Below are 15,787 nucleotides of genomic sequence, written 5' to 3'. Positions count from 1 at the left end.
TCGTACCCATCCCGAACACGACCGTTAAGCCTTCCAGCGCCGATGGTACTTGGACCGCAGGGTCCTGGGAGAGTAGGACGTCGCCAAGCGGTATTCCCTGATAGCTCAGTTGGTAGAGCACTCGACTGTTAATCGAGTTGTCACAGGTTCGAGTCCTGTTCGGGGAGCCATATGCTTCCATAGCTCAGTAGGTAGAGTGCATCCATGGTAAGGATGAGGTCACCGGTTCGATCCCGGTTGGAAGCTCCATATCCGGCCCGTTGGTCAAGGGGTTAAGACACCTCCCTTTCACGGAGGTAACAGGGGTTCGAATCCCCTACGGGTCATAGTTGTGCTGGAGGCTTAGCTCAGCTGGGAGAGCATCTGCCTTACAAGCAGAGGGTCGGCGGTTCGATCCCGTCAGCCTCCACCATGCCGCTGTAGCTCAATTGGTAGAGCAACTGACTTGTAATCAGTAGGTTGGGGGTTCAAGTCCTCTCGGCGGCACCAGCAACTACACAGTATTGGGGATTAGCCAAGCGGTAAGGCAACGGACTTTGACTCCGTCATGCCTAGGTTCGAATCCTAGATCCCCAGCCATTGCATGAGCCATTAGCTCAGTTGGTAGAGCACCTGACTTTTAATCAGGGTGTCGTAGGTTCGAGTCCTACATGGCTCACTTTCTTTCTCTTAAGCTGCGAAGAGTATGTTTGAAACATTGCAGCGTAGGCGCGTATGGCGGAATTGGCAGACGCACCAGACTTAGGATCTGGCGGGAGACCGTGGGGGTTCAAGTCCCTCTACGCGCACCATAGTTGCGGAAGTGGCTCAGGGGTAGAGCATCGCCTTGCCAAGGCGAGGGTCGCGGGTTCGAATCCCGTCTTCCGCTCCATAATTACAGTTTGTGCCCTTAGCTCAGCCGGATAGAGCGTTTGACTACGAATCAAAAGGTCGGGAGTTCGAATCTCTCAGGGCACGCCATTTTCAAAAATTTGCTTGACATCTCGGGACGTAGCTCAGCTTGGTAGAGCACCTGGTTTGGGACCAGGGGGTCGCATGTTCAAATCGTGTCGTCCCGACCATTAATTTTTAAAATTTTGTTTTCATGCGGGTGTAGTTCAATGGTAGAACTCCAGCCTTCCAAGCTGGTAGCGTGGGTTCGATTCCCATCACCCGCTTAGCGTTAAAAAACCGTGCTAGAGCAAATCGCTTTAGCACGGTTTTTCTTTTTTATACGATGTCCCCCCTCATTATCCCCGTAGTAGCGATTCGGCGCCGTCAATGTAAATCTCGGTGCCGGTAATATGCGATGAATCGTCTGAAGCAAGAAAGAGAATAAGTTGGCCGACTTGTTCGGCAGAGCCGGGGGCTTGCTTTAACGGATGATCCCCTTTCGGGAACTCCACGGGGATACGAATATTTTCTATTTCCGGGCGCCGGTATGTGTTCTCCTCAATCCTGGTCTCAATCGCTCCCGGACAAATCGCATTGACTCGAATACGGTATTGGGCGAGCTCGAGTGCGGCCATTTTCATAAAAGCGACCTGACCCGCTTTGGTGCTACTGTAGGCACTAAACCCGAAGTTGGAAAAGACACGATTGCCGTTAATAGAACTCGTAATGATGATACTCCCCCCATGTTCCTTCAGATACGGAATCGCGTATTTTACGGTAAGAAATGTGCCTTTTAAGTTAATGTCGTGCACTTGCTCCCAATCGGACACTTCCATATGCTCAATGTCTGTAAGCACTCCGTTGATTCCCGCATTGGCGACAACGATGTCCAGCCGGCCGAATCGATGGACGGTTTGGTTTATGGCCGATTGTATTTCTTCGGGGATCGAAATGTCTGCTTTGATGGAAAGAGCTTCGCCATGCGTTTTCTCAATTTGCCGCTGAACCTCGTCGAGCTCCTTTGGATTGCGTCCGACTAAACAGACTTTGGCTCCATGTGAGGCGAGAAGCAGAGCTGCTGCTTTGCCGATTCCGGAACCGCCCCCCGAAACTAGTGCAACTTTATTACGCATCCGTTGATCGCTATATATATTTTCTCCATAAGGTCGATACATGTTGATTCCTCCTTTAGGCATTTAGGATAGTGCGTGTTTTTAAAGAAAACGATACAAAATGCGATAGCCGAGCGGGTCCAGTTTAATGTTCATCATACCGTCCTCCGGAACTACGGTTTCCCCGGAAAGTGCGTCTTTCCAATCGTCGGTTTCCATCGGATGCGACAGAACGGTGTCTTCTTCGGTATTGTTCATCCAGACGGTGAAGTGCATATGGCTGTTCAGCCGCTCGTAAATAATCCGCGGATCGCCGGGCTCGGCTTTGAGAAAGCGAAAGCTTCCTGATCTAAGCACATCGTAATCTTTGCGAAGCGCAATCAGCAGCCGGTAAAAGTCGTACAGCTCGTTGTCCTGGTTATCCGGATCCCACTCCATGCACTTGCGGCAGTCCGGATCGGGTCCTCCGGTTAACCCGATTTCGTCTCCATAGTAAATACACGGCGTCCCCATATACGTAAGCAGGAACACGACGCATAACTTGACTCTGCGCTTGTCTTCGCCGACACAAGTAAGCACGCGCGGCGTATCGTGGCTGCAGAGCAGGTTAAAAATAACCTCGTTCGTCTGCTGAGGATAACGCATAAGCAAAAAGCCCATACTGTTGGCAAAGGTATACCCATCCATGGCGGATTGCGAGAAAAACTCGAGCACTTTGCTGGAGAAAGGGTAGTTCATCACGGAATCGAATTGATCGCCGAGCAGCCATTTCATCGAATCGTTCCATACTTCTCCAACGATGTAAGCGTCGGGATTGGCGGCTTTCACTACTTTACGGAAGTCGCGCCAAAAGTGGTGGTCGATCTCGCTGGCTACGTCGAGCCTCCAGCCGTCGATTTGGATCTCTTTGATCCAATACTCGGCCACGTCCAATAAATATTGCTTCACCCGGGGATTAGCTGTATTGAACTTGGGCATGTGCGGGAAGAAGCCGAACGTATCGTACGTGGGAATTCCGTCCCGAACGGCCAAGGGATATTCGCGTACGTGGAACCAGTCTGCATATTCCGACTTTTCGCCGTGACGGACAACATCCTGGAACAAGGGGAAATGCTCGCTGCAGTGATTGAACACGGCATCCAGCATGACACGAATACCTCGGGCATGACAGGCATCGACTAAATGTTTCAGCGTTTCGTTGCTGCCGAACTGCGGATCGACCTTTTTATAATCGAGTGTGTCATATTTATGGTTGGAGGGAGAGTGGAAGACTGGAGTCAAATAAATGGCGTTGACGCCCAAGTTTTCAATGTAATCCAGATGATCGATAATACCTCGCAGGTCGCCACCGAACGAATTGTCGTTGGTCGGTTGGCCGCCCCACGGTTCCGTAGGGTTAGGATCATTCGACAGATCTCCATTGGCAAAGCGTTCGGGAATGATCTGATAAAAGATTGCGGACTTGGCCCATTCCGGCGCAGCGTACATATCGACCTCGTGGATATAGGGGAAATCGTAATAGCCGCCAGGCGGCACAGGTTGTTCATCATGGATGCCCGACTCCGTCATCCATACGCTCTCTGAGCCCGCACTCATGCGAAATCCGTACGAGACCCGGCCATACTTTGGTTTGACACTTGCCTCCCAGTAATCGAAATAAGCGTCAGAAGCGGTTTTCTTCATCGGATATTCCGCGTAGGTCCGATCCCAGTCGTACTTGTCTCCGGTGACCGCCATGATGTCCATCACATCATCCCGCTTCGTGCGGACGCGCAGATGAATGGTATGTTGGTCGTATGCATAAGCCCAGTTGCTTTGGGACACATGATAAAAGCACTCCCGAAGCATAGCGTCACTTCCTTCTTCACATCATTGGACTAGCTTATCCTCCTATTAACCGGACGCCGCCCCAGCTAAACAAAGCTTTTTATAAGGAATAGAGAGAGATGGCCGTTGTTTCGACAGATATTGTTAACCGACACAATTCGTTAAAATATTGCGACAGCTCTGCAGTTTTGTTATGATCATTTATAATACCGATCGGGGTTGTCTGCTTTTAACGTTCAATGGTGCAATGTTCGACAGCCGGAAGGATCGGTTACAAATGACGTGCCGTAAGTTGGAAACGACATACCGCTTCTATGCGATCAATCCTATAAATTTACAAAGGTTTTTTTCGCTTTACCGCATAAATGGACTACATGGTTGCCTAAGGTTGTGCTAAAATAGGGGTTATGATCTTGGCTTAGGGATGGAGGAGAACCATGTCGGATTCAGTCAGTTTGATCAACAAAAACACGTCCAACAATTTGCTTCGCCGCGATGTTCGGTTTTTGGGGCATATTTTGGGTGAGGTGCTGGTTCATCAGGGAGGCAATACGCTTTTTACCATCGTAGAGAAGATAAGAGAGATGAGTAAATCGCTGCGCGCCCAGTTTACGCCGGAAATGTATGAGGAATTTAAGGATACGATAAACGGCTTGGCTCCGGAGATTCGCCATCAGGTTATCCGCGCGTTTGCCGTTTATTTTCAATTGATCAACATCGCCGAGCAGAATCACCGGATTCGGCGCAAGCGCGATTATGAGCGTACCGCAGGAGAAAACGTGCAGCCGGGTTCGATCGAGGACGCGGTCCGTAAGCTGAAAACGCTTGGTACACCTACGGAAGAGGTCCGGGATATGATCGAAGGCATCTCGCTGGAGCTCGTCATGACGGCGCATCCGACGGAAGCAACCCGCCGTGCGGTGCTCGATATTCATCAGCGGATTGCGGCGGACGTGATGGAGCTGGACAACCCGAGCTTGACGTTCCGTGAGCGTGAGCAGCTGCGCGAGAAGCTGCTGGGCGAGGTCATCACCCTCTGGCAGACGGACGAGCTGCGCGACCGGAAGCCGACCGTCGGCGACGAGGTCAAGAATGGACTGTATTATTTTGATGAAACGCTGTTCGACGTGCTCCCTCAAGTATATCAGGAGCTGGAACGATGTCTGCATAAGTATTACCCGGAGCAGTCCTGGCACGTGCCGACGTTCCTGAAGTTCGGGTCGTGGATTGGCGGGGACCGCGACGGTAACCCTTCGGTCACCTCCACTGTAACGTGGGAGACGCTTACCATGCACCGGGAGCTGGCGCTGCAGAAGTACGAGGAGCTACTGACGGATTTGCTGAAGCATATGAGCTTTAGCAAAAATATCGTCGAAGTGACGCAGGAGCTGCTGGATTCCATCCAGCACGACCGGGACATCATCGAACTGCCGTCCGACGAAGTATTGCCTAACGAAAAAGAGCCTTACCGCATTAAAGTCCGGTATATGGTCGAGAAAGTTCGCAATACGGCCAAACCGAACGTGCCGGCAGGCAAAAAATATAATAATCCTCAGCAATTCAAGGAAGATTTGCTGATTATCGAGCGCAGCTTGCGCAATCATTATGCTGATTATATCGCCGACGCCTATGTGCAAAAGCTGATTCGCCAAGTGGAGCTGTTCGGCTTCCATCTGGCTTCGCTGGACGTCAGACAGCATAGTAAAGAGCACGAAGCCGCAATGACGGAAATTTTGGCTAAGATGAGCATCTGTTCCGATTACGGCGCGCTTCCGGAAGAACAAAAGATCAAGCTGCTGACCGATATTTTGAACGATCCACGGCCGATTACTTCGCCTTACCTGCATTATTCCGAGTCTACGCAGGAATGCCTGGACGTGTACCGCGTCATCCAAAAGGCGCAGCAGGAGTTTGGCAGAAGCTGTATCACAAGCTATCTGATCAGTATGACGCAAGGAGCCAGCGACCTGCTTGAGGTGCTAGTATTCGGTAAAGAAGCGGGCTTGTATCTGCACGAGCCGGACGGCTCCGTCACCTGCACGCTGCAATCCGTCCCGCTCTTCGAGACGATTGACGACTTGCACGCGGCTCCGGAGATTATGACGACGCTGTTCCAAATCCCGGCTTACCGGAACAGCTTGAACAGCGCGAATCAGCTTCAGGAGATTATGCTCGGCTACTCCGACAGCAACAAAGACGGCGGCGTGATTACCGCCAACTGGGAGCTGCGGGTCGCGCTGCGCAGCATTACGGCGGCTGCGAAGCCGTTCGACGTGAAGCTGAAGTTTTTCCATGGGCGCGGAGGTGCGCTTGGCCGCGGCGGCATGCCGCTCAACCGGAGTATTCTGGCTCAGCCGGCCGATACAGTAGGCGGCGGGATTAAAATCACGGAGCAAGGCGAAGTGCTGTCCTCCCGTTATTCCATGAAGGGGATTGCTTACCGGAGCTTGGAGCAAGCGACATCCGCGCTGATCAAAAGCGCGCTGTGGGCACGCAACCCGCAGGCCGACCCTTCCGAGCCGGGATGGGAAACGATTATGCGCGCCATTTCCGAGCAGGCTCAGCAGAAGTATCAGGATCTGATTTTCCGCGATCCGGACTTCCTGACCTTCTTCAAGCAGTCCACACCGCTGCCGGAGATCGGGGAACTCAATATCGGCTCCCGCCCGTCCAAGCGGAAAAATAGCGACCGGTTCGAAGACCTTCGGGCCATCCCGTGGGTGTTCGCTTGGACGCAAAGCCGTTATTTGCTGCCTGCTTGGTATGCTTCGGGCTACGGGCTGTACAGCTTCTACCAAGGGAATCCGGAAAACCTGCGCATCCTGCAGGAGATGTACAACAACTGGGCGTTCTTCCGTTCGCTCATTGACAACTTGCAGATGGCGCTCGCGAAGGCCGATCTGCTGATCGCTAAAGAATACGGCAGTATGATCGAGGATCAGTCGATTGCTGAACGGATCATCCGTATGATCGAAGAAGAGTACGAACGGACGTCGGACCTGATTCTGAAAATTACCGGTCAGCAGGAAATTTTGGACAATGTTCCGGTCATTCAAGAATCGATCCGTTTACGCAATCCGTACGTCGATCCGCTGAGCTATATGCAGGTTCAGCTTCTCTCGGAGCTTCGTCCGCTGCGCGACCAGGGAGGCGACGATTCGCTTCTGCTCCGCGAAGTGCTTCTTACGATTAACGGCATTGCCGCTGGACTTCGCAATACGGGCTGATGCTTATCAGCCTGCGAACCGAAAGCCGGGGAGCTTGGCTTATGCCGAGCCGCCCGGTTTTTCTCATGTTTGGTTTCATTAGGCAGGTCGTCGGCCGAAACCAAGTGCCGTCGTTGATCGTAAGAATTTATTAATAGATCGCAGAATGGTAAAGCTGTTAGAGCGCGAATACGGAGGGGAGCGGCGCACGATTTCTTTTGGGAAGAGACTGTACAGGCGGTGCAGTCGTTTGGTATTCTTTTACTAGTAAACGGAACGGTGATCGAAGAAAGGTCAGGCGTTGTCCGGAAGAATCCGAATTTGACCGTTGGCAAGCCAAGCGGATCCAAGCTCGGAGGTTGGAGGTAGGTCGGTGAATCAAATGGACACCCGGCTCGCCAAGCTCGCCCGGAGCGGGGATCGAGCGGCTTTTGCCGAATTGGTGGAGCTGTACAAGGATAAAATTTACCATCTCGCCTATCGTATGCTGCATAACCGTCATGAGGCGGAGGAGATCGTGCAGGAGACGTTTTTGCGGGTGTACACGAATTTGGACCGTTACGACGAGCAGCAGAAGTTCTCGACCTGGATATACCGGATCGGGACGAACCTGTGTATTGACCGGCTCCGCAAGCGGAAGATCAACTATTCGCTTGACGCTGAGATGAGCGACGGGGAAGGCAGCGACTGGTATTCCGCCCTGCCAAGCCGCGAAGAAACGCCGGACAACCAGGTGGTGCTGTCGGAAACGCAGGATCAGATTCGCGAATCGATCAAGACGCTGCCGGAGAAATACCGGGCGGTCGTGATTTTGCGTTATCTTCAGGACTTGTCGCTTCAGGAAATCAGCGATGTGCTGTCGATGCCGGTAACGACAATTAAAACCAGATTGCACCGGGGCAGGGAATTTTTGCGCAAAAAATTGGAGCAGGTTTTATAGTTGTTTTTTGAAACATCTCTTGGCTTCGAACGTATTGTATGGCACAACTTGATTTAATGGACAGAAGAAAGGAGTGGCTCAGGATGAATTGTGAGGAAGCCCTCCCTTTGCTGCATGAATATTTGGACGGGAGCTTGGAAGGAAGGGAAGCGGCAGCGCTCAAAGAGCACTTGCTTGTTTGCCCGGAATGCCGCAAGCGCCTGCAGCAGTTTGAGAAAGTGGAAGCGCTGATACATGCTTGGCCGCCGCAGAAGGTTCCTGAAGGCCTGACGGAGCGGATCATGCAGGCGCTGCCACCGGTCAAACGGCAAAATCCATGGTACCGGTGGATCCGTAAGCATCCGGCGGCCTCGGTGGCGGCGGTCTTTTTTCTTGTGATGCTGTCGACCTTCGTTTCCTCATGGAACGATGATCGCGAATTGCTCGTGAAGGGAAATGACCTGCAGTCGGTCGTTATTAAAGGAGATACGGTCTATGTGCCGGCAGGCAGCAAAGTGGCAGGAGATTTAACGGTAGAGAACGGAAAACTGCAGGTGGACGGCGACATCGTGGGCAACATTACGGTCATTGACGGATCGGTTCAGCTGGCCTCGACGGCGCATATTTCCGGGCAGGTTCAACAAATCGACGAAGCCTTCAGCTGGCTTTGGTACAAAATGAATCGGTGGGCTGGAACTATTTCAGGAATGAAATAGGCCAAGCGACCCAATTTTTTGAAATCCTCCCTTACGCGTGGTAGAAAGGGAGGGTTTTTTGTTGCAAATATGGTATGATCTAAGGAAGGGAAACACAATAAGGGAACCGATATGACGGAGGCAGGCTTGGGGGCAACGCGATGGATTGGATTACGGAAATCGATATCAAAGATATTATTGATATATTGATCGTCAGCTACGTCATTTATAAATTGATTTTGGTGGTCCGGGGAACCCGCGCCATCCAATTGCTCAAAGGCATTTTTGTCGTTGTCGTCACTTGGGCACTCAGCTCATGGTTTAAGCTGAATACGCTGCAGTGGATGATGAATCAAATGTTCACCTTCGGGCTCGTTGGGGTCTTTATCATCTTCCAGCCGGAGCTGCGGAGGGCGCTTGAGCAGCTTGGACGCGGCAAGCTGTTCAGCCGGACGACTGTCGAGGAAGATACGGAAGTGAACCGCCGGATCAACGAGGTGCTGAAGGCCGTTACCTATATGGCCCGGCGCAAAATCGGAGCGCTGATCGTATTCGAGCGGGATACGGGACTTACCGACTACATCGAATCGGGCATCGCGATCGAATCGCAGATCAGCTCGGAGCTGCTGATTAACATCTTCGTGCCGAACACGCCGCTTCATGACGGAGCGGTTATTCTAAGGAAGCATCAGCTGATGGCGGCCGGCTGCTATTTACCGCTGTCCGAAAATCCTTTTATCAGCAAGGAGCTCGGGACGAGGCACCGGGCGGCGATCGGGATGAGCGAAGTGTCGGATGCGATGTGCGTCATTGTGTCCGAGGAGACGGGAGCTGTCTCGCTCGCGATGAACGGCCATATTTTGCGGGATGTGAAAGAGGATGCTTTGTTGGCCAAGCTGTTCGAGGAATTGAAGCCGAAAGCGAAGACGAAGGAAAAACGCTCCATTTGGAAATGGAGGCGACGCTAGATATGGACCAATGGCTGCGCAACACGAACGTCGTAAAGGTTATTTCGTTGATTATAGGAATCTTGCTCTGGGCGGTCGTCCGTGCGGACAACGCTCCGATCGCGGGAACGGGCGGAGCGGGTATTTTGGAGGAAAAAATCGGGAACGTCGCAGTGACGCCGAAGTATGATACGGACCAATTTTATGTCGTGCAGATCGATCCTGCGCAGGTGACGCTAAGCCTAACGGGCAGGGATTCCGCCCTAAAAAAGGTCATGAACTCGGGGACCTATTCGGTGGAGCTGGATCTGACCAAGGTAGGTAAAGGGGAGTATCTGCTTCCGGTCAATCCGGTAGGCTTTCCGTCGAATGTGACCGTGAAGGCAACGCCGGCCAATGTTCGGGTCGTGATCGACGATAAGAAAAATAAATCGATGCCGGTTACCGTCAATGTGACGGGAATCCCCGCAGTCGGGCTGAAAGCCGGGCAGCCGGTCGCGAAGCCGAAGCAGGTCACCGTATCCGTCCCGAGCCGCATCTACGATGAAGTGGAATCGGTTCGCGCGGATGTCAATGTAGAGAAGGCGTCATCGCCGGTTTCCAGCAAGGTGAAACTGGTGGCCTATAACAAGGATGGCAAGCCGATTGAGACCGCCGTGATCAATCCGGCCGTGGTAGAGGTCGAAGTGCCTATCACCAGCCCGTTCACGCTTGTGCCGCTCCAGGTGAAGCTCGTGGGCGAGCCGCCTCGGGGCTATGCCGTAGCTTCCGTCCGGCAGAGTACGGATAAAGTCACGGTATTCGGTCCGCAGAACGTGCTGGATCGGTTGGAATTTTACGAAGGACCGCAGGTAAATCTTGGCGATCTGAAAGAAGATAAGGAGTTCACGCTGCCTATTCCGCCGCGAAATAACGTCAAGCAGCTTGACCCGGATAAGGTGACGGTGAACGTCACGATCGTGCCTTCGGTAACGAAGACGCTGGAGGCGATCCCACTGTCGATCATCGGGCAAAACGACGGCTTTGATACGAAAGTCGTGCTTCCGGAGTCGGGGCAGCTGAACTTGACCGTCGAAGGCGCGCAAGAGCTGATTGATAAGCTGAAGCCGCAGGATGTTCAGGGAATTCTCGACGTGAGCAATTTGCCGCCCGGCAAGCATGAGGTGCCGGTGACCTGGAACTTGCCGACGTTCGTGAAGAAGGGGCCGCAGCAGGATTTCAAAGCGACGGTAGAGATCAGCGCGAAGCCCGGCAAGCAGCCGGAGGCGCCGCCGGCTACTCCGCCTGCCACTCCACCAGCCGCGCCCTAGGATCTGGGTAAGATTTGACCGTTTGGGATGAATCGGTGATAATGGGAAGTAGTTTGTTGACATAAGGCACTGCAAGGGGAGAGAGATTCGATGGGGAAATATTTTGGTACGGACGGTGTCCGTGGAGTTGCGAACCAAGGGTTAACCCCTGAGCTCGCATACAAAATCGGCCGTTGCGGCGGGTATGTCTTGGCAGGTAAAGTGGAGAAGCCGAATGTCGTGATCGGTCGCGACACGCGGGTGTCCGGTCCGATGCTGGAGGCGGCGCTGGTCGCAGGTCTGCTGTCTATCGGCGCCAATGTTATCCGTCTCGGCGTGCTGAGCACACCTGGCGTGGCTTATTTGACACGCGAGCTGAAGGCCGATGCCGGTGTCATGATTTCGGCCAGCCATAATCCGGTGGAGGACAACGGAATCAAGTTTTTTGGGGCGGACGGCTTCAAGCTGTCCGATGAGACGGAGCTCGAGATTGAGCGGCTGATGGATGCAGCAAACGACGAGTTGCCGCGGCCGACCGGCGGAGCAATCGGCAATGTGATCGACAATGAAGAAGCAAAATTCCAATATTTGAGCTATATTCAATCGACGGTAACCTCTTCGTTCAAGGGCTATCGTATCGCTTTGGATTGCGCCAACGGCGCGGCTTACGAGCTGGCGCCCAAGGTGTTCGAAGCGCTTGGCGCGGAAGTGATTACAATAGGGGCGGAGCCGAACGGACGCAATATCAACGACCACTGCGGTTCGACGCATCCTGAAGATCTGCGGAAGCTGGTGGTTGAGAAGCAAGCGCATATCGGACTTGCTTTCGACGGGGATGCGGACCGCCTGATTGCGATTGACGAGAACGGCGAAGAGGTGGATGGCGACTTCATCCTGAGCATCTGCGGTCATGCGATGAATCAGGCCGGTAAGCTGCGCGGCTCGACGATCGTGACGACCGTCATGAGCAATATCGGGTTCTTCAAAGGCATCGAAGCGATAGGTCTTAAGGCGGCGAAGACTGCGGTAGGCGACCGATACGTGATGGAAGAAATGCGTAAAGGTGGATACAACCTGGGCGGCGAGCAGTCCGGTCATGTCATTTTCCTCGACCACATTACAACGGGGGACGGCATTCTGACGGCGCTGCAGCTTATGGATACGCTGGTGAAGTCCGGCAAAAGCCTGAGCGAGATGAAGGGCATCATGCGCAAATATCCGCAGACGCTTGTGAACGTGCGTGTGGTGGATAAAAGCAAGCTCAACAACAATCCTGCTGTCGAAGCCGTTATTCGTCAAGTCGAGGACGAGCTGGGCGACAATGGCCGGGTATTGGTGCGTCCTTCCGGGACGGAATCGCTGATCCGCGTCATGGCCGAAGGACCGGACAAAGACCAGGTCGAAGCCTATGTGCAGCAGATCGCCGATGTGATTCAGCGCGAGCTGGTGTAGCCGGGTTAACGCGGGAGAAGGAGCGTAGCTCGGGCCGTTCCCGGTGACGCGGAATTCGAGGTCCCGGGCGCCGGAAAGGCATCCGGGATTCTCGCTTCGCGCATGGCGGAAATGAAAGCCGATGAAAATAGAGGTTGCGCTTCCAGGCCAAAATGAATAAGATGGGTATAGAATCTTACTCTAAACGGAAAGGTGGGGCGGGGTTACTTAGCAAGACAAGCGCCAGGACTGGATGGTTTATCCGGGGCTGCTTGATTTTCTGCGCATTCGGTCACAGGGTCTGTCGCCGCGGGAAGCGGCGGGTAATGGACTCCACTATCTCTTAGACAACGCAGGAAGCGGGTATCTCAGGTTGGCATCCAGTTGACGAGGTGAAGGTGTTCGAAACATTCGGCGGGGACCTTCCGGCCATCGATCCAGCCGTATCGTCAAAACTGAAAACGTCCGGGCGACCGGACGGACAAAGTTTTTGACGGGATCTAACGAAATTTACTTTCTTTGACAATCAGGAGGTCCTGAACATATGTGCGGTATCGTCGGTTATGTGGGAAAACGAAATTCCCAAGATATATTGATTGACGGCTTGAAGAAACTGGAGTACCGCGGGTACGACTCGGCTGGCGTAGCCGTGTATACGACGGATGGTCTGCAGGTGAAGAAGTCGAAAGGCCGTCTGGCCGTATTGGAATCGAAGCTCGGCGAGAAGCCGCTCAGCGGCACGATCGGGATCGGTCATACGCGCTGGGCGACGCACGGTAAGCCGTCGGATGAGAATTCGCATCCGCACACGGATAATTCGTTTAAATTTTCCGTCGTACACAACGGCATTATTGAGAATTACATTTCGCTCAAGGAAGAATTGATCGCGCAAGGCCATGTATTCGTTTCGGAGACGGATACAGAAGTTATTTCCCACTTAATCGCAAGCTTGTACGAAGGCGATATCGTGAAAGCAGTACAGAAGGCGGTTTCGCGCATGAAGGGCGCATTCGCGCTGGGCGTATTGACCGAATATGAGCCGGATAAGCTCGTTGCGGTTCGGTTGTCCAGCCCGCTCATTATCGGTGTCGGCGAAGGCGAGAACTTCATCGGATCGGATATTCCGGCGATCCTCGAATATACGCGAAACGTGTATATTTTGAACGACGGCGAGATGGCTGCTTTGACGCGTGACGGTGTCGAATTAATGACATTGGAGGGGAATTTTATTTCCCGGGAATTATTCCATGTCGATTGGGATATCGTGACGGCGGAAAAAGCCGGATTCGATCACTTCATGCTGAAAGAAATTCACGAGCAGCCGAAGGCTTATCGTGATACGATGGGCGCTCGCTTGGATGAAAGCGGCCAAAAGGTCGTGCTGAACGAAGTAGGCATGACGCCGGAGCAAATCCGCGCTATTCGACAAGTCCACATCGTGGCTTGCGGTACGGCTTATCATGCGGGTCTGGTCGGAAAATCGGTGATCGAGAAGCTGGCACGGATTCCGGTAGAAACCGATGTCGCATCGGAATACCGCTACCGCGCTCCGATTATTACACCGGAGACGCTTGTTATCGTCGTGAGCCAATCCGGCGAGACGGCGGACACGCTCGCTGCACTCCGTGAAGCAAAACGCTGCGGCGCACGGGTGTTAGCTATAACGAACGTGGTCGGCAGCTCCGTTGCCCGGGAAGCGGACGATGTGATTGTCACGTGGGCCGGTCCTGAGATTGCCGTAGCCTCCACAAAGGCGTATACGTCGCAGTTGATCGCCTTTTACCTGTTCGGGCTGTATTTGGCCCAGACGCTCGGTACGGTGGACGAGGCTTACATTGCCGAGGTCGCTGCAGGCCTGCAGGAACTGCCGGAAAAGGTCGAAAGCATTTTGGCTCAAGCCGATACGATCAAGGAGATTGCCGAGCAAGTGTCGACGCATGACAACCTGTTCTTCATCGGCCGCGGGTTGGATTATGCCGTAGCTCTGGAAGGTTCCTTGAAGCTTAAGGAAATTTCTTACATTCACTCCGAGGCATACGCTGCCGGTGAGCTCAAGCATGGTACACTGGCGCTCATCGAGGAAGGCATCCCGGTAATCGCTCTGGCGACCCAGGACGACCTCTTCGAGAAAACGGTCAGCAACATCAAGGAAGTCAAAGCGCGCGGCGCGCACGTATTCGGCATTCATGCCGAAGGCGACGCCGAGCTTGCCAAGGTCGTCGACCATACGTTCGCGATCCCGGCAACGCTGCCGCTGTTGACCCCGGCGCTGTCCGTTGTGCCGCTGCAGTTGCTCGCGTACTACGCGTCGCTGGCCCGTGGCAATGATGTCGACAAGCCGCGGAACTTGGCGAAGAGCGTGACGGTGGAGTAGTTGGGTCGTAGTTGACTCGGATAATGTCCGGTGATAAAGATGTCTGGAACCAGTAAAAGATGTCTGGAACTAGTAAAAGATCTATGGAACCAGTAAAAGATGTGTGGAACCGATAAGCAAGATGATTGGACGTCTAGAAGGGAGCCCGAGGGGAATAATTCGGCGCTCCCTTTTAATTTGTGTAAAAGTAAATATTCATGCGACTTCATGATTGGTGGTGAAACTGATGAGTGGCATTGGCTATAGAATCAAATGTATCCGAAAAGAGAATAATCTAAACCAAATTCAGTTTGCAAAGAGTATAGGAATTTCTCAAGGGAACCTGAGTGAAATTGAAATGGGAAATAGTAATCCCTCTGCGGAGACGCTTATATCAATCCGAACACAATATAACGTGAACTTGAACTGGTTATTAACTGGTGTCGCTGCAGAAGATGGGGCGACATATGAAGATGAATTAGAGAACAGGCTGATTGAAGTTTTTAAACATCTTGATGATTATGACAAGAACGAAATAATTGAGTTTATACGAGTGAAAATAAATTTAAGATCAATATAGTTGTTCAATGAAAGTAAAGGATTTTCACTTAAACTAAGCTCTTATTAAAGCATACATGCTCCCCGCATATGTACTTTTATTATTATGAGGAGGACGTTGCCCAAGCGAAGGTGTGGGAGCGTCCTTATTAAACTCTGACAGAGCCGTGGGGCGGCCAACCGACCAACGAGAATTCCTTCGGCGGCGACCTCCAAGGCATCATCGACCATCTGGATTATATTGAGGACTTAGGCGTCAACGCCATTTACTTGACACCGGTCTTCCACTCTCCCTCCAGCCATTTCGCCGTGGAGGACAACATCCTGGAACATGGGAATTTAGCCATATTTTTAATCTCATCTTCAAAAATTTCTAAAATTTTTTGAATACTATCTTTATCTCCGCTTTTCGCTTTATCTAATATTTCTGAGAAATCATCTTCCGATATATTATAGTTAAACCTCTCTTTTTCCATTTATTCACCGCCTGTTGAGTCATATTAAGTTCTAAAGCAACCACTTTTTCTGTCTTATCTTCGATAAAAATTTTCTTAATAACATTTCGAGCATTATCAGA

General features: G+C 52.4%; 11 protein-coding genes, 12 tRNA genes, 1 rRNA gene and 1 pseudogene. 22 read left to right on the top strand and 3 right to left on the bottom strand.

What is annotated here, in order from left to right; all coding sequences use genetic code 11:
• The 13 genes from rrf to QMG93_RS02270 all read left to right on the top strand — a co-directional run.
• Positions 1-89 (top strand): 5S ribosomal RNA (gene rrf, locus QMG93_RS02330); the annotation flags it as partial.
• 5 nt (positions 90-94) lie between these two features.
• A tRNA-Asn gene (locus tag QMG93_RS02325) sits at positions 95-170 on the top strand.
• A gap of 3 nt (positions 171-173) precedes the next feature.
• Positions 174-249, top strand: a tRNA-Thr gene (locus tag QMG93_RS02320).
• 5 nt (positions 250-254) lie between these two features.
• Positions 255-326 (top strand) — tRNA-Glu (locus QMG93_RS02315).
• A gap of 10 nt (positions 327-336) precedes the next feature.
• A tRNA-Val gene (locus QMG93_RS02310) sits at positions 337-412 on the top strand.
• Between the two features lies 1 nt (position 413).
• A tRNA-Thr gene (locus tag QMG93_RS02305) sits at positions 414-489 on the top strand.
• A 15-nt stretch (positions 490-504) separates the two neighbouring features.
• A tRNA-Gln gene (locus QMG93_RS02300) sits at positions 505-579 on the top strand.
• 6 nt (positions 580-585) lie between these two features.
• Positions 586-658 (top strand) — tRNA-Lys (locus QMG93_RS02295).
• A 50-nt stretch (positions 659-708) separates the two neighbouring features.
• Positions 709-791 (top strand) — tRNA-Leu (locus tag QMG93_RS02290).
• A 5-nt stretch (positions 792-796) separates the two neighbouring features.
• Positions 797-871 (top strand) — tRNA-Gly (locus tag QMG93_RS02285).
• Positions 872-883: 12 nt separating this feature from the next.
• Positions 884-960, top strand: a tRNA-Arg gene (locus tag QMG93_RS02280).
• A 24-nt stretch (positions 961-984) separates the two neighbouring features.
• A tRNA-Pro gene (locus QMG93_RS02275) sits at positions 985-1,061 on the top strand.
• A gap of 25 nt (positions 1,062-1,086) precedes the next feature.
• Positions 1,087-1,157 (top strand) — tRNA-Gly (locus tag QMG93_RS02270).
• 72 nt (positions 1,158-1,229) lie between these two features.
• Here the strand turns inward: QMG93_RS02270 and QMG93_RS02265 are convergent.
• Together QMG93_RS02265 and QMG93_RS02260 are read right to left on the bottom strand one after the other, a co-directional pair.
• Complete coding sequence (locus tag QMG93_RS02265) at positions 1,230-2,048, bottom strand: SDR family oxidoreductase (protein WP_281933255.1); 819 nt, start codon at positions 2,046-2,048, stop codon at positions 1,230-1,232.
• A gap of 39 nt (positions 2,049-2,087) precedes the next feature.
• Positions 2,088-3,833: an alpha-glycosidase gene (locus QMG93_RS02260; RefSeq protein ID WP_281933254.1), complete on the bottom strand. Its 1,746-nt coding sequence runs from the start codon at positions 3,831-3,833 to the stop codon at positions 2,088-2,090.
• A 416-nt stretch (positions 3,834-4,249) separates the two neighbouring features.
• On the opposite strand from QMG93_RS02260, the gene ppc reads away from it, so the two are divergent.
• The 9 genes and pseudogenes from ppc to QMG93_RS02215 form a co-directional block, all read left to right on the top strand.
• Positions 4,250-7,039: a phosphoenolpyruvate carboxylase gene (ppc, locus tag QMG93_RS02255; protein WP_281933253.1), complete on the top strand. Its 2,790-nt coding sequence runs from the start codon at positions 4,250-4,252 to the stop codon at positions 7,037-7,039.
• A 352-nt stretch (positions 7,040-7,391) separates the two neighbouring features.
• Positions 7,392-7,958 carry an RNA polymerase sigma factor SigW gene (gene sigW, locus QMG93_RS02250; protein ID WP_216798336.1) on the top strand — a complete coding sequence of 189 codons (567 nt, stop codon included), beginning with the start codon at positions 7,392-7,394 and terminating at the stop codon, positions 7,956-7,958.
• Between the two features lie 83 nt (positions 7,959-8,041).
• Positions 8,042-8,653, top strand: a complete 612-nt coding sequence (locus QMG93_RS02245) for a zf-HC2 domain-containing protein (RefSeq protein WP_281933252.1) — start codon at positions 8,042-8,044, stop codon at positions 8,651-8,653.
• Positions 8,654-8,793: 140 nt separating this feature from the next.
• Positions 8,794-9,600, top strand: a complete 807-nt coding sequence (gene cdaA / locus QMG93_RS02240) for a diadenylate cyclase CdaA (protein WP_127463107.1) — start codon at positions 8,794-8,796, stop codon at positions 9,598-9,600.
• Between the two features lie 2 nt (positions 9,601-9,602).
• Positions 9,603-10,889, top strand: coding sequence for a YbbR-like domain-containing protein (locus QMG93_RS02235; RefSeq protein ID WP_281933251.1), 1,287 nt, complete (start codon positions 9,603-9,605; stop codon positions 10,887-10,889).
• Positions 10,890-10,979: 90 nt separating this feature from the next.
• On the top strand, positions 10,980-12,320 hold the full coding sequence (gene glmM, locus QMG93_RS02230; protein ID WP_281933250.1) for a phosphoglucosamine mutase: 1,341 nt from the start codon (positions 10,980-10,982) through the stop codon (positions 12,318-12,320).
• 523 nt (positions 12,321-12,843) lie between these two features.
• Positions 12,844-14,673, top strand: a complete 1,830-nt coding sequence (gene glmS / locus QMG93_RS02225; protein WP_281933249.1) for a glutamine--fructose-6-phosphate transaminase (isomerizing) — start codon at positions 12,844-12,846, stop codon at positions 14,671-14,673.
• Between the two features lie 226 nt (positions 14,674-14,899).
• A complete protein-coding gene (locus QMG93_RS02220; RefSeq protein WP_281933248.1) occupies positions 14,900-15,232 on the top strand; it encodes a helix-turn-helix domain-containing protein in 333 nt (110 codons plus the stop codon).
• Between the two features lie 137 nt (positions 15,233-15,369).
• Positions 15,370-15,513, top strand: a pseudogene (locus tag QMG93_RS02215) (alpha-amylase family glycosyl hydrolase); the annotation flags it as partial.
• On the opposite strand, the gene QMG93_RS02210 reads toward QMG93_RS02215, so the two are convergent.
• Positions 15,477-15,686, bottom strand: a complete 210-nt coding sequence (locus QMG93_RS02210; RefSeq protein WP_281933247.1) for a helix-turn-helix domain-containing protein — start codon at positions 15,684-15,686, stop codon at positions 15,477-15,479. The pseudogene QMG93_RS02215 and the gene QMG93_RS02210 sit on opposite strands and share 37 nt — an antisense overlap.
• Positions 15,687-15,787 lie beyond the last annotated feature (101 nt).

The sequence above is a fragment of the Paenibacillus tyrphae genome (genome assembly GCF_027925525.1).
Lineage (GTDB): Bacteria > Bacillota > Bacilli > Paenibacillales > NBRC-103111 > Paenibacillus_G > Paenibacillus_G tyrfis_B.
Note: the sequence above shows the minus strand (reverse complement) of the source record. Positions and strands in the feature narration are given on the sequence as shown.

Bases quoted from the DNA above. Each gene is read 5' to 3' on its own strand.
- QMG93_RS02265 (WP_281933255.1), bottom strand. From the start codon at position 2,048: ATGTATCGACCTTATGGAGAAAATATATATAGCGATCAACGGATGCGT.
- QMG93_RS02260 (WP_281933254.1), bottom strand. From the start codon at position 3,833: ATGCTTCGGGAGTGCTTTTATCATGTGTCCCAAAGCAACTGGGCTTAT.
- ppc (WP_281933253.1), top strand. From the start codon at position 4,250: ATGTCGGATTCAGTCAGTTTGATCAACAAAAACACGTCCAACAATTTG.
- QMG93_RS02245 (WP_281933252.1), top strand. From the start codon at position 8,042: ATGAATTGTGAGGAAGCCCTCCCTTTGCTGCATGAATATTTGGACGGG.
- cdaA (WP_127463107.1), top strand. From the start codon at position 8,794: ATGGATTGGATTACGGAAATCGATATCAAAGATATTATTGATATATTG.
- QMG93_RS02235 (WP_281933251.1), top strand. From the start codon at position 9,603: ATGGACCAATGGCTGCGCAACACGAACGTCGTAAAGGTTATTTCGTTG.
- glmM (WP_281933250.1), top strand. From the start codon at position 10,980: ATGGGGAAATATTTTGGTACGGACGGTGTCCGTGGAGTTGCGAACCAA.
- glmS (WP_281933249.1), top strand. From the start codon at position 12,844: ATGTGCGGTATCGTCGGTTATGTGGGAAAACGAAATTCCCAAGATATA.
- QMG93_RS02220 (WP_281933248.1), top strand. From the start codon at position 14,900: ATGAGTGGCATTGGCTATAGAATCAAATGTATCCGAAAAGAGAATAAT.
- QMG93_RS02210 (WP_281933247.1), bottom strand. From the start codon at position 15,686: ATGGAAAAAGAGAGGTTTAACTATAATATATCGGAAGATGATTTCTCA.